This is a genomic window from Streptomyces sp. NPDC101490, assembly GCF_044767145.1.
Classification (GTDB): Bacteria; Actinomycetota; Actinomycetes; order Streptomycetales; family Streptomycetaceae; genus Streptomyces.
Genome location: NZ_JBIWNI010000016.1, coordinates 1 through 25,278, shown reverse-complemented (window position 1 = coordinate 25,278; position 25,278 = coordinate 1). Strand labels below are relative to the sequence as shown.

The window sequence follows — 25,278 nt, the reverse complement described above, 5'->3', positions numbered from 1 at the left end:
GCACCGCCACCGGGCGAGCCGCGGCGCCCGGCCCGGCGGCGGCGCGCCAGGTGCGGGACGCGCGCCCCTGAGTCCCGCGCGCCCCGCATCTGCCCGAAAGCCGTCTCACGCTCGCCCGTGGCCCAGGTGGCCTCCGCCACCTTCCGGGAAACCGAACGGAGGAGCGTGATGGTTCGGGGCCGGGAGGCCGCCCCCGCTTCACTGGTCTCACGACCGCTTTGCGGAGTCGGGGCGGACAGGGCGTTCAGGTCCTCAGGGAATACACCACGACCGCCACCGACAGCAGGAGCCCCGCACCGACCATGACCTTGGCCGCGGTCGGGCGTTCGCGCGGGTCTGCCCAGGCGGCCAGCAGGAGCTGCAGCGCCGAGGGGAAGAAGAGGAACATCCCCGCCATGGCGGCCATGAACGACCACAGCACCAGGAACGCCGAGATGCTGACGGTGACGTAGAAGAAGCCGGACGGCCGGGCGTAAAGGAACAAGGGCACGGAGACCACCGCGGCGGTCGCGACGCCGAGGGTGACGCCGACAGAACCCATGAACCATACGATCAGCACCGGCAGAGGGGTAATTACGGCACACAGCACAAGGCTGAACTGCCATGGATGAATGCTCGCTCGCGTAGTGGCCCGCATGACCCGCCCCCGACTCTAGTAGTTTGAACGCGTTCAAACTACTAGAGTCGGGGGCGGGCTGGGCCAGCGGGTGCCACGCCGGCACGTCCCACTCGATGCAGACCACGCAAGAGGGTGTCGGGCGCGTCGGGGCCGGTCCAGGAGGGGCCGTGATGGTGGTGCTCGGTGATGTGCTGGTCACCGGTCGCCTGGTGGACGCGCCCGTGGCCGTCGGCCCGACCGTCGTTGTGGCCGCCCATGTTCCGCGCCTCCCTCGGTCCGCCCGGCTTCCCACTCCAGGAGCGACACCGTGTCAGCACAGGGGGTCGGCGGCGACGTTTCCGGCCACGCACGACGCGCCCACCGTCAACCACCCACCGCCCCGAGCCAGTCAGGCCCCGTCACCCCTCAACCGTGATCACCCGGTGGGCCCGCTCCCGGCCCCGGGCGATCAGGTGGGCGTTGGGTTCGTCCGAGGTGTGGACCCAGTGTTCGGCGTGGGTGCGGTCCTTGCCGAAGCGGATGTGGCGTTCAATCAGGCGGGGGACGCGGGTTCCGGCGTCCAGGTGGAGGTACCAGGCTTCGTCCAGGAGGGGCAGGACGGACGCCCAGGCTCCTTCGTCGTGGAGCAGGTAGTTGCCCTCCGTGATGACCAGCGGGACCTCCGGCGCGACCGGGATCGATCCCGCGATCGGCTCCTCCAAGGACCGGTCGAAGGCCGGGGCGTAGACCGTGGTACCCGCTTCGGGGGTACGGAGGCGGGCCAGGAGCGCCGCGTACCCGGCGGCGTCGAAGGTGTCGGGCGCGCCCTTCCGGTCGGCCCTGCCGAGCCGTTCCAGTTCGGCGCCCGCCAGGTGGAAGCCGTCCATGGGGACGAGGACGGCGAGCCCGTCGAGCCGGGCGACGAGCCGTTCCGCCAGGGTGGACTTCCCGGCGCCGGGCGCGCCCGCGATCCCCAGCAGCCCGCGCCGCCGCCCTGCCGGGGCGCCGTCCGGCCCGGCCCCCGCCAGCGCCCTCGCCGCCTCCACCAGGGTCTCGAAATGTTGCGCGCGCATGTCGGGCATTCTCCCATCGGCCCGGCCGGTTGACGCGGGTAGATTCCTCCGTATTACGTTGGCTCCCATGCCGTCCATCGCACTCGTCACCCTCGTCGTCCGTGACTACGACGAGGCCATCGCCTTCTACACCGACGCCCTCGGGTTCGACCTGGTCGAGGACACCGACCGGGGTGGTGGTACCCGCTGGGTCGTCGTCCGGCCGCCCGGTGCGGCCGGGGTCGGTGGTGTCGGGAACGCCGGTCTCCTCCTGGCCCGCGCCAAGAACGACGCCGAGCAGTCGTCCGTCGGCAATCAGACCGGCGGCCGGGTCGGCTTCTTCCTGCACACCGACGACTTCGCCCGCGACCACGTCCGGATGACGGCGGCGGGCGTGACGTTCCTGGAGGAGCCGCGCCACGAGCCGTACGGTTCCGTCGCCGTCTTCGAGGACCTGTACGGCAACCGCTGGGACCTGCTCCAGCCCACCGCCACCGCGTAGCACCCTCGCATAATTCGCTGTCGTCCGGCCCGTCGTCCTCCCTACACTCGCGCCCCACGGCCCGCCGTCCGGTGGTGCCGTGGGAGCGATGTCCGTCCGAGGGGAGACCGCCGTGCGCAGCCGTAGTGCCGCCGTCGTGTCCTCCTCCCGTGCCCGGTACGACGTGATCCTCGCCTCTTCGTCCGGCCGGTGGCGGCTGCGCGCCCGCCATAGTCGCCCGTGACGGACTCCGTTCCCCAGAAGCTCTTCTGACGGTCCGTCCCGTCCGGGAATCGCGCTGCTCCTTCTCACCGCAGCAGCGAAAGGCACGACACCGTGCGTACCCACGAGAGCGTCACCACCGTCCGCGCCATCGGCATCCTCGCCCATGTCGACGCGGGCAAGACCACCCTCACCGAGCGCGTCCTCTTCCTCACCGGCGCCGTCCACAAGCGCGGCGAGGTCCACGACGGCACCACCGTCACGGACTTCGACCCGCAGGAGCGGGACCGGGGCATCACCATCTTCGCGGCGGCGGTCAGCTGCGCATGGGCGGGCCACCGGGTCGATCTGCTCGACACCCCCGGCCACGTGGACTTCTCCGACGAGGTCGAGCGCTCGCTGCGCGTCCTGGACGGCGCCGTCGCCGTCTTCGACGCGGTCGCGGGCGTCGAGCCGCAGAGCGAGGCGGTGTGGCGGCAGGCCGACCGGCACGGCGTGCCCCGGATCGCGTTCGTCAACAAGCTGGACCGGGCGGGCGCGGACCTGGACTCCGCCGTGGAGTCCATCCGTACGCGCCTCGGCGTCGTCCCGCTGCCCGTGCAGCTCCCGATCGGCCGCGAGGACGGTTTCGCCGGGGTCGTGGACCTGATCGGGATGCGGGCGTACGTGTGGCCCGACGGCGGCGGCACCTTCATCGAGGGGGAGGTGCCGGACGACCTCCGCGAGGAGGCCCTACGGCGCAGGCGACGGCTGGACGAGACGGTGGCGGAGCTGTGTCCGGACGCCCTGGAGGAGTTCTGCGAGCGCGGCGAGCTGTCCCCCGCCACCCTGAGGCGCGCCCTGCGCCAACTGACCCTCGACGGCGGCGCGGTGGTCGTGCTGTGCGGTTCGGCGTACCGGAACCGGGGTGTCGAACCGCTCCTCGACGCCGTCGTGGCCTACCTCCCGTCCCCCGCCGACATGCCGCCGGTGCGCGGGACGGTCCCGGCCGACCCGGCGGCGCCGTTCACCGCGCTCGCGTTCAAGGTCACCTCGACGGCCACCGGCCGCATGACGTACGTCCGGGTGTACGCGGGCACGATCGAGAAGGGAGGGACCGTGCTGGACACGGCGTCGGGCCGCACCGAGCGGATCTCCCGCGTGCTGCGGGTCCAGGCGGACCGGCGGACCGAGATCGACCGGGCCCGCCCCGGGGACATCGTGGCCCTCGTCGGACCCAAGGGCACCCGCGCCGGGGCGACCCTGTGCGCCCCGGACGCACCGCTCGTCCTCGAACCCCCCTCGACCGCCGACCCGGTGGTCTCGGTGGCCGTGGAAGCACGCCGGAGCACCGACACGGGCCGACTGGCGACGGCGCTCGCGCGGCTCTCGGAGGAGGACCCGTCGCTCGTGGTGCGGTCGGACCCGGAGACGGGCCAGACCCTTCTGTCGGGCCTCGGTGAACTGCACCTGGAGGTCGCGGTGGAGAAGCTGCGGCGCGACCGTGGCCTTGAGGTCACGGTGGGCCGCCCGCAGGTCGCGTACCGCGAGACCGTGGACAGGGGTGTCACCGGTCTGCTGTACCGGCACGTCAAACAGGACGGCGGCTCGGGCCAGTTCGCGCATGTCGTCCTCGATGTCGAGCCCCTCGGCCCGAACCCGTCGGACACATCGAATACATCAGACACATCGGATACGGAAGGGGAGTTCGTGTTTGGTTCGACGGTGACGGGCGGGCGGGTGCCGCAGGAGTACGTCCGCGCGGTCGAGGCGGGCTGCCGGGACGCCCTCGCGGAGGGCCCCCTGGGCGGGCATCCGGTGACCGGTGTCCGGGTCACGCTCACGGACGGCGCCACGCACCCGAAGGACTCCTCGGAGCTCGCCTTCCGGGCGGCGGGCCGCTTCGCGCTCCGCGAGGCGCTGCGGGCGAGCGCGATGACGCTCCTGGAGCCGGTGGCCGACGTCACGGTCACCGTCCCCGAGGAGTCCGTCGGCGCGGTCCTCGGTGACCTCGCGGCCCGCCGTGGCCGGGTCACGGACCGTACGGCCCGCGGCGGTACGGCGGTGGTGACGGCGACCGTGCCGCTGGCCGAACTGTTCGGCTACGCCTCCCGGTTGCGGGGCCGCACCCAGGGCCGTGGAACCTTCACGACCCGCCCGGCGGGGTACGCCCCGGCGCCCCGTCCGCAGGGCTGACCCCTTCGGGGCGGGGCTCGTACGGGCCGAGGTCGATCTCGGCCCGTACGGTCTTCCCGACCGGCAGCCGGTCGAGCACCTCCCAGCGGGTCGCCAGGGCCGCCACGAGGAGCAGCCCGCGCCCGCCCTCGTCCAGGGGGCGCGGCGCGGGCCGCTCCCCGAGGGCGGGCCGCCGCTCGCCCCGGGTGTCGGAGACCTCGATCCGCAGCCGCCGGCCGGGCAGATAGCTGAGCTCCAGCTCGCAGTCCCGGCCGGGCACCCGGCCGTGGGTGACGGCGTTCGCGGCCAGCTCCGCGACGAGGAGCCCGACCGTGTCCGACAGCTCGCAGCCGTAGGGGAAGTGCCAGCAGTGGAGTTGGAGCAGCGCGAGCCTGCGGGCGAGCCGGGCACCGCGCGGAGTCGAACTGAACCGCTGCGCGAACACACGTACGGTGACGGTCTCTTCGTGGGTCAGGGGAGGGGTCATGAGACCAATGTGGCGGCACCAGTGGCCTGTTCCCAGGTCAGCAACCCGTACGCTGCGACAGCGTACGGGTTCACGATCTGGACAGTACCCGTCACTGCCCGTGAGCATGAATGCGTTCAGTGCGAGCGCACGGGTGCGAGAGGTGGCCGGGGTGGCGAACGAGATGGCGGACGAGGTCGGGGACGACGACGCGGGGGCAGCGCGGAGCGGGAATGAACCCGAGACGTCGGACAGCCTGAAGGTCTTCGGGGCGGTGGTCAAGGCTTTCCGCAAGCGGGCGGGACTCACGCAGGAGGCGTTCGCGCCACTGGTGGGGTACTCGGTGGAGACGATCGCCTCGATCGAGCAGGGCCGCCGACTGCCGCCGGTGGGCTTCGTGGAGAAGGCGGAAGAGATCCTGGACGCGTTCGGCGCCATCAAGAACGCGGCCAGGTTCGTAGGGCGCAAACCGGGGTTGGCGAGCTGGTTCCGGCCGTGGGCCCGCTTGGAACAGTCGGCGGCGACCCTCTGCACTTACGAGAACCGGTTCGTGCCTGGCCTGCTCCAGACACCCGGATACGCCAGGACAATCTTCAGCGGACGCATCCCCACGCTGGAGGACGAGGAGATCGAGACTCTACTCATCGCACGCGTGGAGCGGAAAAAGGTCATCACGGAACGCCCTCGCACCATCTTCAGCTTCATCATCGAGGAGCACGTCCTGCGCCGCCAGACCGGCGGTCCAGAGGTCATGAGGGAACAGATCGCCCATCTGCTCGACCTGTGCGAGCGGCGCAACGTAGATATCCAAATCATGCCGCAGTCACGTGGGTACCACGTTGGTCTCAACGGCCCCATGCAGCTCCTGGAGACCCCTGAGAACAAGTGGTACGCCTACTGCGAGGGGCAGGAAACCGGTCAGCTCATCTCCCACAGCCAAGTGGTCAGCACCCTCCAGAAGCGATATGCCAGGATGCGAGCACAGGCTCTGTCCGTAGAGGATTCCGTGAGCCTGCTGCGGGAGATCCAAGGAGCACTATGAGCACCACAGACCTTGCCTGGTTCAAGAGCAGCTACAGCAGCGGTAGCAGTGGCGACTGCGTCGAAGTCGCCCTCTCCTGGCACAAGTCCAGCTACAGCAGCGGCGACAGCGGCGACTGCGTCGAGGTCGCCGCCTGCCCCTCCACCGTCCACGTCCGCGACTCCAAGAACCCCGACGGCCCCCAGCTCACCCTGGACCCCACCGCCTGGACGAAGTTCCTCACGCGACTCGCCTGACACAGGACACCCTGAGGGCCGTACGCCAGGACGGCGTGCGGCCCTCCGCCGTACGCACCACGCAAGGAGTACGGACCCGACGAGAGGAGAACCATGAACGTCACCGATCTGACCTGGTTCAAGAGCAGCTACAGCAGCGGCAGCGATGGCGACTGTGTCGAAGTCGCCCTCTCCTGGCGCAAGTCCAGCTACAGCGGCAGCAGCGGCGACGACTGCGTTGAAGTCGCCCTGCCCTGGCACAAGTCCAGCCACAGCAGCGGCGGCAGCGGTGACTGCGTCGAGGTCGCCGCCTGCCCCTCCACCGTCCACGTCCGCGACTCCAAGAACCCCGACGGCCCCCAGCTCACCCTGGACCCCACCGCCTGGACAGAATTCCTCACGCGACTCGCCTGACACGGGACACCCGGAAGGCCGCACGTCAGCACGGCGTGCGGCCCTCCGCCATACGCACCACGCAAGGAGCACGGACCCGACGAGCTGCCTGAGGTCGGTAGTGCTGGGGCTCGAACTCCTCGGACGGAAGGTGGCCGAGAGCGGAGTGCGGGCGCTCGGTGTTGTATCGGCAGGGCAGGGGCACGCCCCTACCGCATGGCTCCCGAGTGGGGGTCAGGCACCGGGGGTGGCGCTGATGTGCTTGAACCCGGCGGTGTTGCCGACGAGGGCGAAGGGGCTCCAGGACCCGGCGGCGTAGTCGCCGTTCGCGTTGTAGACCCGGTCGTCCGAGCCGATCGCGTACAGGTGCACGGTCTTGCCCGCAGGGGTGACGGCGAGCTGCTTGAACCCGGCCGTCGCGCTGATCACGCTGTAGCCGCTCCAGGACCCGGCGGCGTAGTTGCCGTTGTTGTTGTAGATCCGGTCGTCCGAGCCGATCGCGTACAGCCGCACCGTGCCCTCGCTCGTCGTCGTGGCGGCGACCTGCTTGAACCCGGCGGTGTTGCCGACGAGGGCGAAGGAGCTCCAGGACCCGGCGGCGTAGTCACCGTTCGCGTTGTAGATCCGGTCGTCCGAACCGATCGCGTACAGCCGGACGGTGTTGCCGGTCGCGGTGGCCGTGATCTTCTTGAATCCGGCAGTGCTGTCCACCAGCTGGAGGGTGGTCCAGCTGCCCTGGGCGTAGTCGGCGCTCTTCACGTACACGCGGCCGTCGGCGCCGAGGGCGAAGAGGCGGACGGTGTTGCCGGTCGCCACGACCGAGATCTGCTGGAAGCCCTGCGTGTTGTCGACCAACTGGAACCCGGTCCACGTCCCGGTCTTGAAATTGCCGCGGCTCTCGTAGATCCGGTCATCCGCGCCGATCGCGTAGACATGGACCTCGTCACCCACCCGGATCGAGGTGGTCTGCTTGAAGCCCTGCGCACCGTCGACCGTGTTGTACCCGTCCCACGTACCCGCCGAGTAGTCGGCGTTGTTGCCGTAGACCCGGCCGTCCGCACCGATCCCGTACAAGTGGACCGCCGAAGAGACCACAGGAACCGCCGGATCGGTGTCCGGGTAGGGGTCGGCGTGGTCCCCGGCGAGACCCGCGGCCGCTCCGCAGCCGCCCCAGGCTCCGGCGCCCTGGCCCGCGAGGATCTTCTCGGCTATCAGGATCTGCTGCCGCTTGGTGGCCTGGTGCGGGTAGGCGGCGTACTGCTGGCCCCCGTAGGCGTCCCACGTGGGCTTGTATATCTGGAGGCCGCCGTAGTAGCCGTTGCCCGTGTTGATGCTCCAGTTGCCCGTCGACTCGCAGTGGGCGACCTTGTCCCAGGTGGCGACGGAGGCGGCGCTCGCCGTACCCGCGGGCACCAGGGAGAGGACGAGACCGGCCAGGGACAGCCCGGCCAGTGCGGCGATCTTCGTGCGGGGACGGACGGTTGCGGACATGGAGATACCTCGGTTCGGTGGTTCGGCGTGTGTGCGCGGGGCGGACTGACGGGGCGGGCGGCGCGGCTTACGACCAGCCCATGGAGTCCGTCACTGCTGCGGCCTGCGCGGCGGCGGGAGCGGCGGCAACCAGGCGGTCCGGGCCGTCGGCCTGGCCGGCGGCGGCGTCGACACCGAGGGCGGTGAGGGCGGCGAGGGCCGTGACCGCGACGGCCTGGGCGATGCGGGTGCGGAGCATGGGGGTGTCCTCTTCTGACGGTTCGAGCGACGGATTCGTGTCCTCAACCGGCCCGCGTCCCGCGGTGGCGCTGTCCGGTCCTGGCCATCGGGAGCTGGTCCCTGCTGGCGAGAACTACTTTCGTCGCTGGTCAGATGGGGTGGAAGAGGATTCGGATGGCCCGAAGCGGCATTGGACCAATCAGTCCAGCAAAGGCTCGGAGACCTCGTAGGAGAGTGGGAGGGTTGCGAACGGGGCGGCGATGAGCGGCACCTCCGCCCTCAAGGGCGTCCAGTCGGCGAGCTCGGGGCAGTGCGAGAGCAGCAGGCGGATCAGACCGTCCGCTTGTTCCTCCGCCTCTGCGAGGCTGCCCGCGCGCAGGTACAGGCCGATCACGGGATTCGGCCGAGCGAGCGGATGAGCACTGACGTGCTCGACCCCGTCGTCCCGGCCGAGGCGGGAAAGGACCAGTGAGCGGAGGTCTGCGGGAGCGGAGGCACCGCGCGGTGCGCGCAGGCCGACGTGGACGAGATACATGGAGCCGACTCTCTCAACCTTCAACTACCTTGTCAGGCGCCGCATGTGGCCCGTTCCGGCCTTGGCCCATTGGGTCCACCTCGCGGCCCGGGCGGAAACCTTTTGTGCCCGGGCCCCCCGGCCGTGAAAGCATGATCCAAAAGGGGTGGAGTCGACAGTCTTCAGGGGGAATTTCAGGATGCTGACCGCATTGGGGCTCGACGCGGTGGCGGAGGCGGTCTACCGCGCGATGCTGGCCGATCCGACGGGCGGCGTCGCCGAACTCGTCGCGCGGGTGGGCAGGACCGAGGAGGAGGTGCGAGACGCCCTCGACACGCTGAGCGAGCTGGCTCTCGTACGGCCGTCGGCACAACGGGAGGGGGGCCTGCGGGCCGTCTCCCCGGACATCGGCATGGAGATCCTGATGGCCCGCCAGCAGGCCGAGCTGGCGGCGCAGCAGTTGCGTCTGGAGTCGTCGCGGAGTGTGGCCGCACAGCTGATCGCCGAGTACGCCGACCTCCGGCCGGCGGCCACCAGTCCCGGGGTGGAACACCTCATCGGCATAGACGCGATTCGCGACACGCTCGTCCGGCTGACACGCGACGTCACCACGGAGGTCATGGCCTTCCTGCCGGGCGGCGCCCAGCCGCTGGAACAGCTCGACGCATCGCGTCCGCTGGACGAGGAGCTGCTGGGCCGGGGGGTGCGGATGCGCAGTGTCTATCTGAGCAGCGTCTGCAACGACCAGAACACGGTCGACTACGCGAACTGGCTGACCCGGCTCGGCGGCCAGGTGCGTACGGTTCCGTCCCTGCCCACCCGCATGATCATCACTGACCGTGCGACCGCTGTCATCCCGGTCAACAGCGAGGACTCGGGTGCCGCAGCGGTCGTGCTGACCGGCCAGGGCACCCTCACCGCGCTGTGTGCGCTCTTCGAGACGGTCTGGGCACGGGCGCAGGCACTGGGCGAGGCAGTCGTGCGGGACGGGCACGGCCTGAGCCCGCAGGAGTCGGCCACGATCGACCTCCTCGCCCAAGGACACACGGACGAGGCGATCGCCAAACGTCTCGGCGTCTCCCCGCGCACGGCGCGGCGGATCGCGACGGACCTGATGAGCCGACTCGACGCACGGAGCCGCTTCGAGGCGGGTGTCCGCGCGGTCCAGCAGGGCTGGCTGCCCTCGGACGCCGTCTGACAGTGATGCGTCCGGGACCTCCCGCGACCCTTCCGGGAGGTCTCGGCAGCCCGCCCGGGCCCCTTTGGGCCAAGGCCGTTTACGTCCATCGGATTGGACTTCCGCAGGTCAGAGGCCCGGGACAGAGTTGATCTCGAAGCGCCGGGCAGAAGCCCTGGCGCCACCGATCGATCCTGTGGGGGAACCGCCATGTCCAAGTCCGCCCGTGTCTCGACGTCCTCGATGCGTCGCTCCGTCTCGTTCGCGCTCACCTCCGCGGTGTCGGTCGCCGCGCTGGGCGTTGTCGGAGCGGCCCCGGCCAGCGCCGCCACGATCGGCGAGACCATCGCCTCCGCGGCCAGGGGCGAGACCGGGAACGGGCCCTGCGGCCGCGGCGGCTACGTGGGTGGCCCGAACCAGAACAGCAGCTGCAGCAACGGCAAGCGCACGCACGCCTGGTGCGCGGACTTCGCCGGGTGGGCGTGGGCCCAGGCCGGGGTCGCCGGCCGGGGCACGCTGACCGACATGGCCAACAGCTTCCTCGACTACGGGAACAAGTACGGCACCCGGTCGAACACCCCGCGCCTCGGCGACGCGGTCGTCTACAACATGAACGACGGCACCTACGTCAACGACCACGTCGCCATCGTCACCGCCATCTCCGGCGACACCGTCACCATCACGGGCGGCAACGAGAGCAACTCGGTCCGGACGAACACGACCACCAACTGGCGCGTGGGCCAGTCCCCCTTCGGCCAGGTCATCACCGCCTACATCTCCCCGCTGGGCAGCGGCGAGGAAGGCACTCCGGGGGTCCCGGCGGTTCCGGTGGTCTCTTCGGCGGTCCACTTGTACGGGATCGGTGCGGACGGCCGGGTCTACGGCAACAACGCCGACTACTCGGCGGGTACGTGGGACGGGTACAACACGGTCGACGGTGCGCAGGGCTTCAAGCAGACCACCTCGATCCGGGTGGGTGACGAGGTCCACGTCTACGCGATCGGCGCGGATGACCGGATCTACGAGAGCCGCGGGAACTTCAAGACCGGGACGTGGACCGGGTTCCAGCTCGTCGACAACACGCAGGGCTTCCAGCAGATCTCGGTCGTGGCGACCGGCAACACGGTCCGCCTCTTCGCCCTCGGCGCCGACGGCCGCGTGTACAGCAACGACGGGGACTACGGGCAGAGCAACTGGAGTGGCTTCCAGCTGGTGGACGGCACCGCCGGATTCAAGAAGATCACGGTCACCGCGACCGGCAACACCGTCCGGCTGTACGCCATCGGCTCGGACGACCGGATCTACAACAACAACGGCAACTACTCCACCGGCTCGTGGAGCGGCTACAGCGTGATCAGCGGAACCGCCGGGTTCAAGCAGGTCGCCGCCACGACGACGAGCGAGGGCACGGTCCGGCTGTACGCCATCGGTTCGGACGACCGGGTCTACAACAACAACGGCAACTACGCCGCCGGGTCCTGGAGCGGCTACAGCGTGATCAGCGCGACGGCCGGGTTCAAGCAGCTCGCCGTCACCCCCGCGGGCAAGACCGTGCACCTGTACGCGATCGGCTCGGACGACCGGGTCTACAACGCGAACGGCGACTACGCCGCCGGGTCCTGGAGCCCCTTCGCCCTCGTCGGCAACGCCGCCGGGTTCAAGCAGATCAGCGCCACCCCCGGCGCCTGACCCCCACCATCCGGGCGGCGTACCTGATCAAGGGGATACGCGGCCCGGGCACGTCAGTGGAGGTGGCACCCCGCGGCGCGCCCTGACCACGGGTCCCGCGACCCGTCCCGTCCTGCCCGGCACGATCACGTGCCGGGCAGGACGGCTTTCGCAAGGAGAACTCGTGCACCGCCTCGGCATCCTGACCGTCGCCACTGCCCTCCTGGTGGCGGCCACCGCCCCGGTTCTGGGGGCGGTCCGTGCGTCCGCCACGCCGTCGAAACCCGTGGTCCGCGTCATGCCTCTCGGTGATTCGATCACCTACGGCCAGGGCAGCTCCGACGAATCGGGCTACCGCTCGCGGCTGAACGAACTCGCCGCCGAGCAGTCCCGCTACTCGCTCGACTACGTCGGGTCCCTGGAGCACGGAGCGCTGCCGGACTCCGCGCACGAGGGACACGCCGGCTACACCATCGAGCGCATACGTGCCGGCGCGAACCGCTGGCTCGCGGCCGCACAACCCGACGTCGTACTGCTCCACATCGGGATCAACGATCTCAATCAGGGTACGGACCCGGGACAGGCCGCAGACCAGGCCTCCGCCCTCGTCGACCAGATCTTCGCGGCCCGGCCCGGAGTCACCATCGTCATGGAAGGCCTCGTTCCGACAACCCCCGGATGGAACCATCAGGACCTGTCCCGGCCCGTAGCGCAGTACAACCAGCGGCTGAAGCAGCTGGAACGGGAGAAACAGCACGCCGGAATGCGTTTTCGGTTCGTCGACGCACCCGCGCTGACGCCGACCGACCGGGCGGACGCCACCCGTCCCGCCCAGATGTCCGACGGTCTGCACCCCAACGACGCCGGATACGCCCAACTGGCCCAGGCCTTCTTCACCCCCTTGGAGGAGGCCTACTCGGCACGTTGGTTCACCGGCGGCCCCGCCCGGCCGGACCAGCCCCGGCTCAAGAACACGGTGCACCTGCAGCGGATCGCGCCGAACGGGGATCTGTTCAATGCCGAGGGTGATTTCGCGGCAGGACGCTGGAGTGGCTGGAGCAACCAGGGGGCCTCACAGCTCAAGGAGGTCACCAGTGCGGGCACGGGGTCGGTGAACCGGGTGTTCGCGATCGGCAGTGACAACAAGATCTACGAGAACGACGGCGACTACGCGTCCGGGAAGTGGTCGGGCTGGTTCGCACCCGCCATCAACAACTCCACCACCTTCACCGCACTCTCGGCGTCCTCCTACGGCAACACCGTTCACCTCGTGGCCATCGGCTCGGACGGACGCCTCTACAACACCGACGGTGACTACACGGCCGGAAAGTGGAACGGGTGGAGCGATCAGGGAGGTACGAACCTCAAGCGCGTCACCAGTGTCACCACCGCTGATCAGGTCAATCACATCTTCGCCACCGACGCCACGGGCCAGATACTCGGAATCGACGCCGACTATGCCGCAGGTGCCTGGGGCAGCTGGCATGTCGCCGGACCCGTCGGCGGGTTCAAGGCGTTGGACGTCACCGCCTCCGCGAGTGGAAACACGGTCCATCTCGGTGCCATCAGCCTGACCGGCCAGTACTTCAACACCGACGGCGACTTCGACCGAGGGGGAGTCTGGAACGGCTGGAGCAACATGGGAGGCGACAACCTCAAGCGCGTCACCAGCGCCGCTGCCAACGGTGTCAACCACGTCTTCGCGACCACCGGCGACAACCGCCTCATCGAACGCGACGGCAACTACAACACCGGCACCTGGAACAACTGGGCCGCAGCCGCGGGCGGCGCCGATGCCACGTCCGCGACCGCCGGCTTCACCAACTGACGTCCGCGACTCCAAGAACCCCGACGGCCCCCAGCTCGTCCTGGACCCCACCGCCTGGACCGAGTTCCTCACGTGGCTCGCCTGACACAGGACACCCGAAGGGCCGCACGCCAGGACGGCGTGCGGCCCTCCGCCGTACGCGGCAACGAAGTTGAGTGACGCGGAAGCGGTGGCACGTACCGCCCGGCGTCTCGGGTCAGCTCCGTTCGAAGCCGTGAGAGCGGCCGATGACCGAGAAGCCCCGGCGCTCGTACCAGTGCCGTGGCCAGTCCGCCGCCTCCGCGATCAGGAACCGGGTGCCGCAGCCTTCAGCGGCGGCCAGGCTCAGGGCGGTGGTCAGGACGGCGTCGGCGTGGCCGCGTCTGAGGTGGGCCCCGGAGGTGGCCAGGTCCTCGATCTGGGCGATGCCGGCCGTCGGGTCCATGTAGAGGTCGGCCCATGAGGCGACCTCGCCCTCCTCCGTACGGGAACCGATGAAGTGCACGACGTCCGCGCCCCGATGGCGGACCTCGCGCCGGTCGACGAGTTGGCGCAGGACCTCGTCGTCGGAGTCCGGAAGAAGGTCCCGCCATTGCCGCGTGTGGGGGACGCGTATCGCGTCGAGGTCCACCGCCTCCGCGGGTCCGCCGGGCGGGACCGGGCCCTCGTGCCGCATGACCAGATAGACGGAGTGGGTGTATCCGGCGCGGATCAGCGGCTCCGCGCACGCCGCTCCGGTCTCGTCGTCGAGGACGGAGACCATCCGGTGGGACAGCCGTCCCAGCGCCTCCTCCGCGAGGGCGGGCACGGCCTCGGGGTCGACGGCGGCGTCGATGAAGACCTGGTTGTTCGTGTAGGAGTGCGCGTAGGCGTCGTCGTACACGGCGAACCCGCCGGGGAGGTCGACGACACGGGCGGCCTGGCGGCGGGCGAAGGCGGACAGGAAGGTGTTGATCCGCTGGAGTTCTGAGATGGGCATGAGCGGAGCGTAGGCAGCCGTGGAGGATGGCCGCCGCGAATTTTCCCGGCGCCGGTCGTCCCCCTGCCGGGAGAAACCCCCTCCCCCCGCGACCCGTCGGCTGGGACGATGCCCTGGTGAACGAATACTTCCGTCTCAACATCGGTCCTGGTCACGGCTGGCCCTACGTCCCCGAGCCCCACCCGGTCGAGCCCGGCCGGTGGCCGGAGTTGGAGGCCGCGCTCGCCCTGGTCAACCGCGACCTGGCGGCGACCCTGCCGGAGCAGGAGCCGTTGATCCTGATGCTCTGCCCGTCCACGGAACCGGTGCGCGAAAGCCCGGTGGACCACGATCAGATCTACGTGGCGATGCCGGACGGCCGTTGGCACGGCAACCCGGTCCACACGTGCGACCCGGAGGAGGACGGCGTACCGCCGGAGCGGGACGACGACGCGGCGGTCCTGGCGACGGTCGCCGAGGGGGCTCAGGAGACCCTCATGGAACTGCTCTGGCAGGTCTGGCCGCTCTGCTCCACGCACAAGATCGGGATGCATGCCGGGCTCGCCGGAACCGGCGGCAGTTGGTATCCGGACGGGGCGGGCCCGGCGGGCCCGGCGGTGTGGTGGTGCAGTGGCGGCCGGGACGGCACGCACCACGACGCCTGCCTCGTGGGCGAGTTGGCCGACACCCTGCCGGGCAAGCAGCGCCGGGCCCTGCGGCGCACCGAGCGGAGGAAGGACGGCCGCGGCTGACCGCAGGCCGTACGACTGTGGGTTGTCACCGCGACACACGGTCACCCGCGAGGTGCGGAACGAGTGGCTCGTCTCGGACGTCCGACCGGATACCGGTCCCGGGCGGCCACTCCGCGCGGACGGCGGCCACGGGTGCTACGGGGGCCGGGCCGAGCGGAGTTCGCGCTGGTGAAAGTGGTTTGTCGGGCATGACACCGGGTGGTTAGTGTCGCCGTCCATGACCCCGATTCTGCGCACCGAACGCCTGCTCCTCGCCCCCTATGTCCCCGGGGACGAAGAGGGCTTCGTGGCGCTGTTCCAGGATGTGAGGGTGTCGCGGTGGATGGGGGACGGCCTGGCTTCCGAGAAAGAGGACCGGGCCGTGTTCGGGCGCGTCTTCACGAAGGTCTACGCCCAGAACCTGTTCGACGTCTGGGCCGTCCGCCGGGAGGGCCGGTTGATCGGACACGCCGAGATCAAGCCGACCGACGAGACCGGGGGCCACGAGATCGTCTACGCGCTGGCCCCGGCGGCGTGGGGGTCGGGTCTGGGAACCGAGCTGGCCCAGGCCCTCGTGGCCTACGGCTTCGACACCCTCGCGTTGACCGAGGTGCACGCCACCGTGGCCGCACGGAACAACGTCTCGCTGACCCTCCTCGGCAGGATCGGATTCGAGCACGTCCGGGACATCGACGAGGACGACGGCAGCATCACTCACGTGCTGACCCGCCGCGTGACCGCCACGGACAAGGCCCCGGCTGTCGGGCAGGGCTGAGCCGAACCGGATCGGATCGAACCGGATTGGATTGGATCGGATCGGATCGGATCGGATCGGATCGGATCGGCGGGAGGCTGTTCGAGCGGCTCTGGCCCGGGCAACGGACCCCGTTCGCATGGGCGGGCCGGGGCAAGCCCCGCAGACGCTGCTCGGGCCGTCGTACGGCCTGCCGTCCTCACCGCCCGTACGGGCCCGGCGGGGGGGCGGTGCGGAGCGGGGCTTGGCACCGGCAGAGCGCCCTGCGTACGGTCCCTCCATGCATGACGAGATCACGGCGACGGTCGGCTCCGACCTCTACTCCTTCGACGGCCGGATACTGGAGATCTTCGGTGGTGAGTACCCCCGCCGCTTCCACGTCCGGCACATGCATCTGAGCGTGACCGGGCCGGACCGGAAGGGCAGACGGACCGTGATGATTGCCCACGGTCAGCCGGAAGCCCCGGGCGGAAGCCTCACCTGGCACCCCACGGCCAAGGAATGGGAGCAGTCCCCCGACCTGGCCGCGCTGCTCGAAACGGTACGGTCGGCCGTCGCCGCCATCTCTGGGCCCGGCGTGGTGTGACGGACGGCGGACGGCGAGGACGACCGGCGCCTGCGGCACACGGACCGGCCCCGCGCCGTCACCCGGCACACCGCTGAACCCGGTGAACCCGGTGAACCCGGTGAACCCGGCGCGAGGCGCGACGCCGTACAGCGGACTGTCGGTGGCGGGCTGTCGGTGGCGGGCTGGGCCGGTTCGTCTGGATCACTTCCGCTGGCCGGGGTTGTCGTTGATGATGTCCGTGTGGCTCACCGCATCAGCGCTCTGATCTCGGCCTTCGGCGTCCTTGCCTGCATGATGCTGCTCGTTGTCGGCGTTCGCGACTACCGCTCCGGGGCGTCGGCCCTCTGGCTCGTGGCTGGAGCCGTGAGCTTTCTCGGCGCTTCGTACACACTCGTGCGGGACGTACGACGGCTCCGCACCGAGCCGACCGACTGACGGCGGCGCCGTTCCCACCGACCCCCGGCGGTCATTGTCCGTGCGCCGTCGGCTGACGCGCAGTGGGCGCGAATCGAGCCGTCATTCCCGGACTGGACGCCGCAGCCGGGTGGCATTTTATGCCTTGATCGGTGCGGCCGGCCTGGCGGCCTTCTCGATCTTCGCGCGGTGGGCTGCGCGGGCTTCCTCGTCGATCGGCTTCTCGATTTCGGCGCGCAGCCCGGTCCGGCCGTCGAGGCCCTCGCGCAGGATGTCGGCGTGCCCGGTATGCCGGATGGACTCGCCGAGGACATGGACCATGATGGCGAAGAGGTTGGTGTCGGCATGGGGCTCCGGCCACCACGGCACGTGGCCGGGGGCGTCGAGGGCGAGCTCGTCGATCGTCGCGTCCGAGTGATTCCAGGTGCGCCGGTAGAACCCGATGATCTGATCGCAGGTCTCGTCCTCGGCCGCCCAGAGGTCGCTGCCGTCGGAGTCCTGCCACCGGGGCAGCGGTTCCGGAGAGGGGCGGCCGAAGACCTCTCCGAAGTACCTGGCCTCGACGGTGGCCACGTGCTTGACCAGGCCGAGGATGTTGGTCCCGGTCGCTGTCAGAGGTCGGCGGGCGTCGTATTCGGACAGGCCGTCGAGTTTCCAGAGCAGGGCCTCGCGGTCCCGCCGCAGTCTCCCGTGCAGGTTGCCCTTCGCGAATTCGTCGATCATGCGGCATGAGCCTGCCACAGCTCGCGCCACTGTTCGACCGCTCCCCGGGAACGGCGTGCCGGGTCCCCGCCCGCGACGCTCACCGAGCAACAGGCCGAGCGGATGCTCGCCGGGATGAACGAGGTCATCCGCGCGGGCGAGGAGTTGCGGAGGCCGCGAGCCGAGATGATCGAGGTGTTCGCAGGCTTCGGCTGGATGGTTGATGAGGCTGGTGGCGATGGGTGTGAAGGTGAGGAAGCATTCCGGCTTGCCTTCGTAGCGGCGGCGAAGTCGGCGGCAGCCACGAGCCAGGACACGGTCCGTCCGATGACTCGCGGTGGCGTTCGAGAGCGGACCGGACCACCAAGGAACGCGACACCTCGCCCAGGACAAGGAGGTTCGGCACCGTCAGGTCGGCAGAGTGACGCGCATCACGAGGCCGCCGCCCTCGCGGGGCTCCGCGATGATACGGCCACCGTGCGCACGGGCCACGGATCTGGCGATCGACAGGCCGAGACCGACACCCTTGTCGCTCCCGGTCCGCTCCTGACGCAGCCGCCGGAACGGCTCGAAGAGATTGTCGATCTCGTACGCCGGAACCACGGGCCCCGTGTTCGAGACGACCAGGACCGCCTGACCCGGCCCGGTCTCGGTCCTCACCTCCACCCAGCCACCCTCCGCCACGTTGTACCGCACGGCGTTCTGCAGCAGGTTCAGCGCGATCCGCTCAAGCAGGACACCATTGCCCTGGACGACCGCCGGAGCGCGCACACCCCGGATCTCGACACCCTTGCCCTCCGCCTCCCCGTGCACCTGGTCCACCGCCCGCTCCGCAACCTCGGCCAGATCCACGGGCTTGCGCTCGACGATCTGGTTGTCACTGCGGGCCAGCAGCAGCAGACCCTCCACCAGCTGCTCACTGCGCTCGTTCGTCGCCAGCAGAGTCTTCCCCAGCTGCTGCAGCTCGACCGGCCCCCCAGGATCCGAGAGATGCACCTCCAGAAGAGTCCGGTTGATCGCCAGCGGCGTCCGCAGCTCATGCGACGCATTCGCGACGAACCGCTGCTGGGCACTGAAAGCCCGCTCCAGCCGGTCCAGCATCTCGTCGAAAGTGTCGGCGAGCTCCTTCAGCTCATCGTCCGGACCATCCAGCTCGATCCGCCGCGACAGATCCGAACCCGCCACCTGACGCGCCGTACGAGTGATCCGGCCCAACGGCGACAACACCCGCCCCGCCATCGCGTAACCGAACGCGAAAGCGATGATGCTCAACCCCAGCAACGCGAACAACGAACGCCGCAGAAGATCCTCCAACGCCAGATCGCTCTGCCTGTGCATGCACTGACTGAGCGTGCCGTTGGCCTGCGCGGCGGACTGTCCTGACTCAAGACCGGGGCATATGTTGCTGGTGAACTGCACAGTGCTGCCCGGAAGAAGCGTGAACAGGGGGTCGCCTCCCTGTTGAAGTGCCTGCATGCTGAGCGCGTAGATGATCGACAGCAGAAAGATGCCGGCGATCAGGAACATCCCGCCGTACAGCAGGGTGAGCCGTATCCGGATGGTCGGGCGCAGTAATGGCCCGAGGGATCTGTGCCCCTTCGAAGAGCCGCCGGTCATGACCTCCTCCGACGTGCCCGAATCGAAGCGACCGGGTGCTTGAGTCCACGACACATGCGGCGGCGCACATTGCTCCTCGACGGCTGGTAACCCTGTCCCGACATGGTGCATGTGACGGGATGTGCCCTCGGTAAGGAGCAATCGGACCCGCTGGTGGTCTCCCCGGGCCCACGGCCTTGGAGACGGTCCATGAGGACACGTCCCGGCCGACCGGGACCGTCGCCCCATGCGGTCGGGACGCCGGGACGAGCAGCATGGGCCGGGTCAACGACAGGCGCGGGGGCCGGGTTCACCGAGTCCGGCCGTCCCCGCGCGGATCTTCTGGGGAGGAAGAATGTCCGGCACCCTTCGCCGACGCACGGCGGTCGGCGTGATCAGTCTGGCCCTGGCCGTCCCGCTGGGCCTCGCGGCCCCCGCCACCGCCGGGGCGGCCGAGCGGCCCGCCACCGTCACGGCCGCACAGATCCAGGTGGACCCCCACGCCTACAACGGGCGCCGCCTGGAGGACGCCCTGGGAATCATGGGCATCTGGGTCGTCATCGACGGGAAGCGGTGGGGCATCCCCGACATGGAGACGTACAACAACCTGTTCTACAACGCGAACACCCTCAAGGTGGTCGACCTGGAGAGCATCCCGTTCGGCGGGCAGCTCAGCCATGACGCCCATCTGGTCAAGTCCCCGACCACGGGCACGAGATGGCTGCTCTCCAACGGCCAGCGGAGGTACATCATGAGCTCGGCCTTCACGGCGTTCCAGTTCGACGCGAACAAGGTCCAGTCGCTCCGGGACGTCGTGCTCAACTCGATCCCCATGGGGTCGGTCATCGACATCTGAGGGGTCTTCAGGGCCGTGGCGCGGGGGCCGTACGGGCCGAACGGCCCACCCGTCACGGCCGGTTCAGGGTGCCCCGCCGGGGTCCGGCGCGGTGAAGGCGATCGCGCCGGAGGGGCAGACCCCGGCGGCCATCCGTACGGCCGTCCGGTGGGCCGGGTCCGGCTCGGTGCGCAGCAGGATCACGAGGCCGTCGTCCGGGTCCTGGTCGAAGACGTCGGGGGCGGTCATGGCGCACATTCCGGCGCCGATGCAGCGCTCACGGTCCAGGCTCAGGTAGGGCGCGCTCACTTCGTGTCCCAGGTGACCGGGAGGCTCTTCACTCCGAAGATGTCCGCGGTCTCCGGGCGCAGTACGACCTCCTCGGGGGGCACGGCCAGGCGCAGGCCGGGGAAGCGGTCGACCAGCGCGCGGAACGCGACCCGCATCTCGACGCGGGCCAGCTGCTGCCCCAGGCACTGGTGGATGCCGTGGCTGAAGGCCAGGTGTCCGGCGGACTGCCTGCGCAGGTCGAGCGTGTGGGGGTCGGTGAAGCGGTCGGGGTCGCGGTTGGCGGTGTTGAACGAGAGGAGGACGGTCGTTCCGGCCTTGATGGTCCGGCCGTCCAGTTCGACGTCCTCGAGGGCCGTGCGGTGGAACGTCTTGGCGACGCTGAGGTACCGCAGCAGTTCCTCCACGGCTCCGTCGGTGAGCGTGGGATCGGCGCGCAGGGCGGCAAGCTGGTCCGGGTTCCGCAGCAGCGCGAAGGTGCCGAGGGACAGCATGTTCGCGGTGGTGTCGAATCCGGCGGCCAGGAGGATGAGGCTGACGCCCTTCAGTTCCTCGTCGGTCAGGTCGCTGTCGGTGAGTTCGCTGAGGACGTCGTCGGTGGGCCTGGCCCGCTTCTCGGTCACGAGCCCCGCGAGGTACTCCTGGGTCGCGGTGTAGGCGGCCATCATCTCCTCGTCGGAGACCTCACCGCCCATGAACGTGTCGATCTGCTCCTGGAAGGACGCCCGGTCCCCGTACGGCACACCCAGGATCTCGCAGATCACGATGGTGGGGAGGGGCTTGGCGAACGCGGTCACCAGGTCCGTCGGCGGTCCGGTCTCCGCCATGGCGTCCAGGCAGTCGGCGGTGATCCGCTCGATCCGCTCGGTGAGCATCCGCATCCGCCGCACGGTGAACTTGCCCACCAGGGGCTTGCGGTAGCGGCTGTGCTGGGGGTCGTCCATGAGGAGGAACTCGCCGGGCGGCGCCGGGGGAAGGTCGAACTCGACCACGTTCATGAGGTCCCTGCGGGAGCTGAACCGGGGGTCGGCCAGGACGGACCGCACTTCCTCGTACCCGGTGATCACCCAGCCCGGGGTCCCGCCGGGGTGGGTGAAGCCGCTGACGGGCCCGTGACGGCGGGCGTCGAGCAGTTCGGCCGGCGGGTCGAAGGGGCAGCTGCTGCTCCGCTCCGTCGGCAGGGCCGTGACGGTGTGTACGGACTCACTCATGAAGACCATCCCCCAGTTCGCGATATGACGTGTTTGCTCTCACTCGAACGCTACGTTGCATTCACGATGTCGTCAATCAATGAAACCCGTAATTGCAGCTAGAAAGCGTAAATTGATGCAACGATTGAAGCCAAACGCAACGAGCCCGTTGCAATGATTGAAGGCGAAGGCAATACTGGCGACATGCCAGGAGGACGGTTGACCCAGCAGGAGCGCCAGCGCATCGCGGCCGGACTCGCCGACGGCCTGTCCTACGCAGAGATCGCCCGGCGGCTCGGACGTCCGACCTCGACCGTCAGCCGGGAGGTGACCCGCAACGGCGGCCCCGGCGACTACCGGCCCCGGTCGGCGCACCGGGCGACGGCCCAGCGGGCACGGCGCGGCGCCCCGGCGGACACTCCGGGACACGCCCTCACGGGTGGAGGACCGGGCGACACGGCGGAGGACCGGATCGTCGAGCTCGCCGTCAGGTCGGGGATGCCGAGGATGATGGCGCGGGTGCATGTCGACCTGCTGCTGTCCGAGGAAGGCAGGCGCACCGCGGCCGAGCTGGTCCGCAGACTGAAGGTCAGCCCGGCGTCCGTCTCCGTGGCCGTGAACTCCCTGGTCGAGTACGGGTATGTGCGGCGCGAGCGCGATCCGCTGCGGCGGCGGGACATCTACGTCGTGGACGACGAGGCCTGGTACCACTCGGTCGCGATCAGCACCCGGCAGACACTCGATTCGGCGCGGGCCGCGATGGAGGCGGCGGAGACGCTCGGACCCGGATCGCCCGTGGGGCAGCGGCTCTTGAAGGCGGGGACGTTCCTGGAGCGGGTCGTCGGGGACATGCAGGAATCGGCCGACCGCTGGCGCACCCTCCTGCGGTGACGGCGTCCGCCTCCGGGGCCTTTCCCGGAAAGCCCGTTCGGGGTTGGGGGGGTGATCGGCGGTGCGGGCGCCCACCGGCCCGTGCCGCCGCCCCGCGGTGAACCCGCGCCACCGACCCGCGCCTCTCACCCGCGGTGAACTCGTACACCGACCCGCGCCCCTCACCTGCGGTGCGCCCGTACCACCGACCGCCCTGCGGAAACGCTCCCTCCCCGCTCCCGGGGCACGCGCGCGCCACCTACGTGCAGGGTGCACGGAGGCCCTGTGCCAGGATGCGGGCACCGGCCGCCCGCCGCACCCGGACGGCCGGGTGGCCGTACGACACGAGGAGCACAGTCCAGATGAGCACCACGCCCGGCGGATACCTCTCCGGCCTCTTCTCCCTCGAAGGGCGGACCGCCCTCGTCACGGGCGGCAGTTCCGGCATCGGCCGGGCCGTCGCCGGGGCGCTGGCCCGCGCCGGGGCGAGCGTGGTCGTCCTCGCCCGCAAAGAGGCCGAACTCGCTTCCACTGTCGCTGAGTTGACTGCCGACGGCTGCCGGGCCGCCTGGGTGAGCGCCGACCTCAGCAGCCGTACGGGCATCAAGGCGGGGGCCGAGGAGGCGGCGGGCGTGTTCGGGGAGCCCGACATCCTCGTCAACTCGGCCGGGATCAACCTGCGCCCGCCCTTCGGAGAGCTGGACGAGGAGGTCTGGGACACGACGATGACGGTGAACCTGGAGGCGCCGTTCCTGCTCGGTCAGCGCTTCGGCCCCGGGATGGCCGGGCGGGGCTTCGGCCGGATCATCCACATCACCTCCCAGCAGGCGCACCGCGCGTTCGTGCAGAGCGGGGCGTACGGGGTGTCCAAGGGCGCCCTGGAGTCGCTGGCCCGTTCACAGGCGGAGGCCTGGTCACCGTACGGGGTCACGGCCAACACCCTGGTCCCCGGCTTCGTGATGACCCCGCTCAACCAGCGGCTCTCCTCCGACCCGGAGAAGGTGGCAGCCCTTGCCGCCCGCACGATGACCGGCCGCAACGGCCTGCCCGGGGACTTCGAGGGCGCGGCGGTCTTCCTGGCGAGCCGCGCCTCCGCGTACGTCACGGGCCAGTCCCTCTTCGTGGACGGCGGGTTCTCCGTCCACTGACCGGGGCGCGCCTGCCCGGCGGGAGAGGGACACGGCTCGTCGTCCGGGAGGGGCCGTGACCCGGGAGTGGCTCACCGTCCGAGAGCGGCCGTGACCTGGGAGGGGCTCGCCGTCCGGAAGCGGACCCTGGTCCCGAAGGGGCCGGGGAGGTGCGGGCACGGGGCCCGGCCCGGCAGCCCCCCGGCCCAGGAGCCGGATCAGCTCCGGAGCTGGATTCAGCCCAGGAGCTGCATCAGCTTGCCCACCGCGTCCGCGACCGGCTGGGCCATCGGGCCGATGACGTTCGCGAGCTGGCCGAGCCGCGCCAGGGTGAGGCCGCGGGCGGCCATCTCCTCGCGGTTCAGGTCCAGTACGGGCCGGGCCTCCTCGACGAGCCGCGCCTGGTCCGGGGTGAGCCGGTCCTCGATGGCGCGGAGTCGTTCGCGCAACTCCCGCACGGCGGCGGTGAGTTCCTGGTCGCCGTGGCCGATGGTGACGGAACCGTGGTTGGTCGCGTGGTTGTTGTCGCCCCGCTGCTGGATGACGGGGCCGTTGTAGACCGTGTGGTGGTGGGTCGGCTCAGTCACAGATTCTTCGCCCTGTTCTTGTTGCCGGTCTGCTGGATGACGGATCCGTTGTACTGGGTGAACTGGTAGACGTTCTTGGTGAACTCGGCCTCCGGGTGGTCGATCGCGTGGACGATCCGCCCGGCGATGTCCCGCAGTTCGTCCACGTCCGGCAGGGTCACGATCATCCAGGTGCCCCCGGCGGTCTCCACGATCAGGATCGGCCTCGCCGGTTCGAACAGCGACCTGCCGAGGAAGACGGCGAGCAGGACGAGGACGATGAGCAGCCCCCCTCCGCTCTCTCCCACGGATTCCGTGCCGCCGCCGAACATCAGAGTGAGCACCGCGTACACGACGACAGCGCCCAGCAACCACTTCAGGAGGCTGAGCAGGGCCTCGCCCCGGTCGGGCTGGAACCTGGTCGCCTGGACCCGGCTGATGTTGTGCAGCGGGAAGGCCGCCGCACCGACCCAGAGCATCCGGCGCCGCACCGAGATCTCCAGCAGGGCTCCCGGGCGCGGCAGCGGCGGGAACGGCCGCGGCGGTCGGGCGGGAGGCTCGCGCGGTGGCTCGGAAGGCGGCGCGGGCGGTGCCCCCGGCGGCCGTCCGGGCGGCCCGGAGTCCGCCCCGCCCCGCGCGCCGGGTGCCGGACCTCCGGCCCTCGACCTCCAGGGCCGATCCGGTCCGCTCGACGCTCCCCGTGGTGGTACCGGCCGCTCGGGCGGCCCCGGGTTCCCCGTGGTGTCCATGTGCTCCCCCGTGCACGTGTCCGCTCCTCCCGCGCCCCGCGCGGGAGCCCCATTAAGCGCCTCCGCCGCCCCTCGCGGCAGAGGAGAACCGGCCAATCGCGGCGAGGGGGACGAGAGTCAGGAGCCAGGACCAGCGCCGGGGGGCAGGGGGCTCAGCCCGGGGCCCGCACCCCCGGCGCTAGGGCCCGTCTGACAATTCCCGCCTGCCTCACGACGCCATGCACGCACTCTCGCCGCACCGGCCCCAGACCCACGTACGTCCAGTACGAGGGCCTGGGGCCGGCACGCCGAGAGCACGCACCTGACGTCGCGCGGCCGCCCTGCGGGCGACGACGGGAATTGTCAGACAGGCCCTAGTAGTGCTTTGTTAGGTGGTGTCGTAGGGCTGCCATGGGGTGGTTTGTCGGCAGGTGGGGCAGGTTCCGGTCCAG

At 70.2% G+C, this 25,278-nt stretch carries 29 protein-coding genes and 1 pseudogene; 16 read left to right on the top strand and 14 right to left on the bottom strand.

The window, feature by feature from the left end; genetic code table 11:
- Window positions 1-244: 244 nt before the first annotated feature.
- A complete protein-coding gene (locus ACIRQY_RS24965; protein ID WP_403929407.1) occupies window positions 245-541 on the bottom strand; it encodes a hypothetical protein in 297 nt (98 codons plus the stop codon).
- 476 nt (window positions 542-1,017) lie between these two features.
- Window positions 1,018-1,680, bottom strand: coding sequence for a nucleoside/nucleotide kinase family protein (locus ACIRQY_RS24960; protein ID WP_403929404.1), 663 nt, complete (start codon window positions 1,678-1,680; stop codon window positions 1,018-1,020).
- A 58-nt stretch (window positions 1,681-1,738) separates the two neighbouring features.
- On the opposite strand from ACIRQY_RS24960, the gene ACIRQY_RS24955 reads away from it, so the two are divergent.
- Both ACIRQY_RS24955 and fusA read left to right on the top strand, forming a co-directional pair.
- Window positions 1,739-2,152, top strand: a complete 414-nt coding sequence (locus ACIRQY_RS24955; protein ID WP_351790131.1) for a VOC family protein — start codon at window positions 1,739-1,741, stop codon at window positions 2,150-2,152.
- A gap of 315 nt (window positions 2,153-2,467) precedes the next feature.
- Complete coding sequence (gene fusA, locus ACIRQY_RS24950; protein ID WP_403929401.1) at window positions 2,468-4,528, top strand: elongation factor G; 2,061 nt, start codon at window positions 2,468-2,470, stop codon at window positions 4,526-4,528.
- Here fusA and ACIRQY_RS24945 read toward each other — a convergent pair.
- On the bottom strand, window positions 4,479-4,994 hold the full coding sequence (locus ACIRQY_RS24945) for an ATP-binding protein (protein WP_403929398.1): 516 nt from the start codon (window positions 4,992-4,994) through the stop codon (window positions 4,479-4,481). The genes fusA and ACIRQY_RS24945 overlap by 50 nt on opposite strands.
- Before the next feature lie 163 nt (window positions 4,995-5,157).
- On the opposite strand from ACIRQY_RS24945, the gene ACIRQY_RS24940 reads away from it, so the two are divergent.
- The 3 genes from ACIRQY_RS24940 (at window position 5,158) to ACIRQY_RS24930 (ending at window position 6,644) form a co-directional block, all read left to right on the top strand.
- Complete coding sequence (locus tag ACIRQY_RS24940) at window positions 5,158-6,015, top strand: Scr1 family TA system antitoxin-like transcriptional regulator (protein WP_403929660.1); 858 nt, start codon at window positions 5,158-5,160, stop codon at window positions 6,013-6,015.
- Complete coding sequence (locus ACIRQY_RS24935) at window positions 6,012-6,251, top strand: DUF397 domain-containing protein (RefSeq protein ID WP_403929395.1); 240 nt, start codon at window positions 6,012-6,014, stop codon at window positions 6,249-6,251. The genes ACIRQY_RS24940 and ACIRQY_RS24935 overlap by 4 nt, the downstream gene beginning before the upstream one ends.
- Window positions 6,252-6,344: 93 nt before the next feature.
- Entirely contained in the window at window positions 6,345-6,644 is a 300-nt protein-coding gene (locus ACIRQY_RS24930; RefSeq protein WP_403929391.1) for a DUF397 domain-containing protein, read from the top strand.
- 213 nt (window positions 6,645-6,857) lie between these two features.
- Here ACIRQY_RS24930 and ACIRQY_RS24925 read toward each other — a convergent pair whose 3' ends face one another.
- From ACIRQY_RS24925 to ACIRQY_RS24915, 3 genes are all read right to left on the bottom strand, one after another.
- Window positions 6,858-8,114 (bottom strand): transglycosylase family protein, encoded by a 1,257-nt coding sequence (locus ACIRQY_RS24925; RefSeq protein ID WP_403929388.1) that lies wholly within the window; start codon window positions 8,112-8,114, stop codon window positions 6,858-6,860.
- Window positions 8,115-8,181: 67 nt separating this feature from the next.
- On the bottom strand, window positions 8,182-8,352 hold the full coding sequence (locus tag ACIRQY_RS24920) for a hypothetical protein (protein ID WP_403929386.1): 171 nt from the start codon (window positions 8,350-8,352) through the stop codon (window positions 8,182-8,184).
- 180 nt (window positions 8,353-8,532) lie between these two features.
- Window positions 8,533-8,868, bottom strand: coding sequence for a hypothetical protein (locus ACIRQY_RS24915; RefSeq protein WP_403929383.1), 336 nt, complete (start codon window positions 8,866-8,868; stop codon window positions 8,533-8,535).
- A 178-nt stretch (window positions 8,869-9,046) separates the two neighbouring features.
- On the opposite strand from ACIRQY_RS24915, the gene ACIRQY_RS24910 reads away from it, so the two are divergent.
- The 4 genes from ACIRQY_RS24910 to ACIRQY_RS24895 all read left to right on the top strand — a co-directional run bounded on the left by ACIRQY_RS24910 (window position 9,047) and on the right by ACIRQY_RS24895 (window position 13,605).
- On the top strand, window positions 9,047-10,045 hold the full coding sequence (locus tag ACIRQY_RS24910; RefSeq protein WP_403929380.1) for a helix-turn-helix domain-containing protein: 999 nt from the start codon (window positions 9,047-9,049) through the stop codon (window positions 10,043-10,045).
- Window positions 10,046-10,234: 189 nt separating this feature from the next.
- Entirely contained in the window at window positions 10,235-11,713 is a 1,479-nt protein-coding gene (locus ACIRQY_RS24905) for a CHAP domain-containing protein (RefSeq protein ID WP_403929377.1), read from the top strand.
- Between the two features lie 163 nt (window positions 11,714-11,876).
- Window positions 11,877-13,520, top strand: coding sequence for a GDSL-type esterase/lipase family protein (locus tag ACIRQY_RS24900; protein WP_403929374.1), 1,644 nt, complete (start codon window positions 11,877-11,879; stop codon window positions 13,518-13,520).
- Complete coding sequence (locus ACIRQY_RS24895; protein ID WP_403929371.1) at window positions 13,486-13,605, top strand: DUF397 domain-containing protein; 120 nt, start codon at window positions 13,486-13,488, stop codon at window positions 13,603-13,605. Before ACIRQY_RS24900 ends, ACIRQY_RS24895 begins: the two co-directional genes overlap by 35 nt.
- Before the next feature lie 111 nt (window positions 13,606-13,716).
- Here the strand turns inward: ACIRQY_RS24895 and ACIRQY_RS24890 are convergent, their stop codons facing one another.
- Window positions 13,717-14,478, bottom strand: coding sequence for a GNAT family N-acetyltransferase (locus ACIRQY_RS24890; protein WP_403929368.1), 762 nt, complete (start codon window positions 14,476-14,478; stop codon window positions 13,717-13,719).
- Between the two features lie 116 nt (window positions 14,479-14,594).
- Here ACIRQY_RS24890 and ACIRQY_RS24885 point away from each other — a divergent pair, with 116 nt between their 5' ends.
- The 4 genes from ACIRQY_RS24885 to ACIRQY_RS24870 all read left to right on the top strand — a co-directional run bounded on the left by ACIRQY_RS24885 (window position 14,595) and on the right by ACIRQY_RS24870 (window position 16,945).
- Window positions 14,595-15,209, top strand: a complete 615-nt coding sequence (locus ACIRQY_RS24885) for a hypothetical protein (RefSeq protein WP_403929365.1) — start codon at window positions 14,595-14,597, stop codon at window positions 15,207-15,209.
- 217 nt (window positions 15,210-15,426) lie between these two features.
- Window positions 15,427-15,963, top strand: coding sequence for a GNAT family N-acetyltransferase (locus tag ACIRQY_RS24880; RefSeq protein WP_403929363.1), 537 nt, complete (start codon window positions 15,427-15,429; stop codon window positions 15,961-15,963).
- Window positions 15,964-16,222: 259 nt separating this feature from the next.
- Complete coding sequence (locus tag ACIRQY_RS24875; protein ID WP_403929361.1) at window positions 16,223-16,528, top strand: hypothetical protein; 306 nt, start codon at window positions 16,223-16,225, stop codon at window positions 16,526-16,528.
- Between the two features lie 222 nt (window positions 16,529-16,750).
- Window positions 16,751-16,945 (top strand): hypothetical protein, encoded by a 195-nt coding sequence (locus tag ACIRQY_RS24870; protein ID WP_351790175.1) that lies wholly within the window; start codon window positions 16,751-16,753, stop codon window positions 16,943-16,945.
- A 117-nt stretch (window positions 16,946-17,062) separates the two neighbouring features.
- Here ACIRQY_RS24870 and ACIRQY_RS24865 read toward each other — a convergent pair whose 3' ends face one another.
- From ACIRQY_RS24865 to ACIRQY_RS24855, 3 genes and pseudogenes are all read right to left on the bottom strand, one after another.
- Window positions 17,063-17,647, bottom strand: a complete 585-nt coding sequence (locus ACIRQY_RS24865) for a DinB family protein (RefSeq protein ID WP_403929656.1) — start codon at window positions 17,645-17,647, stop codon at window positions 17,063-17,065.
- A 195-nt stretch (window positions 17,648-17,842) separates the two neighbouring features.
- A pseudogene (locus ACIRQY_RS24860) lies at window positions 17,843-17,975 on the bottom strand (IS5/IS1182 family transposase); the annotation flags it as partial.
- A gap of 59 nt (window positions 17,976-18,034) precedes the next feature.
- Window positions 18,035-19,243 carry a sensor histidine kinase gene (locus tag ACIRQY_RS24855; protein ID WP_403929359.1) on the bottom strand — a complete coding sequence of 403 codons (1,209 nt, stop codon included), beginning with the start codon at window positions 19,241-19,243 and terminating at the stop codon, window positions 18,035-18,037.
- 334 nt (window positions 19,244-19,577) lie between these two features.
- Here ACIRQY_RS24855 and ACIRQY_RS24850 point away from each other — a divergent pair, with 334 nt between their 5' ends.
- Window positions 19,578-20,078 (top strand): hypothetical protein, encoded by a 501-nt coding sequence (locus ACIRQY_RS24850; RefSeq protein ID WP_403929357.1) that lies wholly within the window; start codon window positions 19,578-19,580, stop codon window positions 20,076-20,078.
- Between the two features lie 63 nt (window positions 20,079-20,141).
- Here the strand turns inward: ACIRQY_RS24850 and ACIRQY_RS24845 are convergent, their stop codons facing one another.
- Window positions 20,142-20,366: a ferredoxin gene (locus ACIRQY_RS24845; RefSeq protein WP_403929355.1), complete on the bottom strand. Its 225-nt coding sequence runs from the start codon at window positions 20,364-20,366 to the stop codon at window positions 20,142-20,144.
- Window positions 20,363-21,556 carry a cytochrome P450 gene (locus ACIRQY_RS24840; protein ID WP_403929352.1) on the bottom strand — a complete coding sequence of 398 codons (1,194 nt, stop codon included), beginning with the start codon at window positions 21,554-21,556 and terminating at the stop codon, window positions 20,363-20,365. Before ACIRQY_RS24840 ends, ACIRQY_RS24845 begins: the two co-directional genes overlap by 4 nt.
- A gap of 183 nt (window positions 21,557-21,739) precedes the next feature.
- Here ACIRQY_RS24840 and ACIRQY_RS24835 point away from each other — a divergent pair, with 183 nt between their 5' ends.
- Window positions 21,740-22,426, top strand: a complete 687-nt coding sequence (locus ACIRQY_RS24835; protein ID WP_403929349.1) for a helix-turn-helix domain-containing protein — start codon at window positions 21,740-21,742, stop codon at window positions 22,424-22,426.
- 341 nt (window positions 22,427-22,767) lie between these two features.
- On the top strand, window positions 22,768-23,553 hold the full coding sequence (locus tag ACIRQY_RS24830; protein WP_403929346.1) for an SDR family NAD(P)-dependent oxidoreductase: 786 nt from the start codon (window positions 22,768-22,770) through the stop codon (window positions 23,551-23,553).
- Window positions 23,554-23,768: 215 nt separating this feature from the next.
- Here the strand turns inward: ACIRQY_RS24830 and ACIRQY_RS24825 are convergent, their stop codons facing one another.
- Window positions 23,769-24,119, bottom strand: a complete 351-nt coding sequence (locus tag ACIRQY_RS24825; protein WP_403929343.1) for a hypothetical protein — start codon at window positions 24,117-24,119, stop codon at window positions 23,769-23,771.
- Window positions 24,116-24,589: a DUF6232 family protein gene (locus tag ACIRQY_RS24820; RefSeq protein ID WP_403929340.1), complete on the bottom strand. Its 474-nt coding sequence runs from the start codon at window positions 24,587-24,589 to the stop codon at window positions 24,116-24,118. Before ACIRQY_RS24820 ends, ACIRQY_RS24825 begins: the two co-directional genes overlap by 4 nt.
- Window positions 24,590-25,278 lie beyond the last annotated feature (689 nt).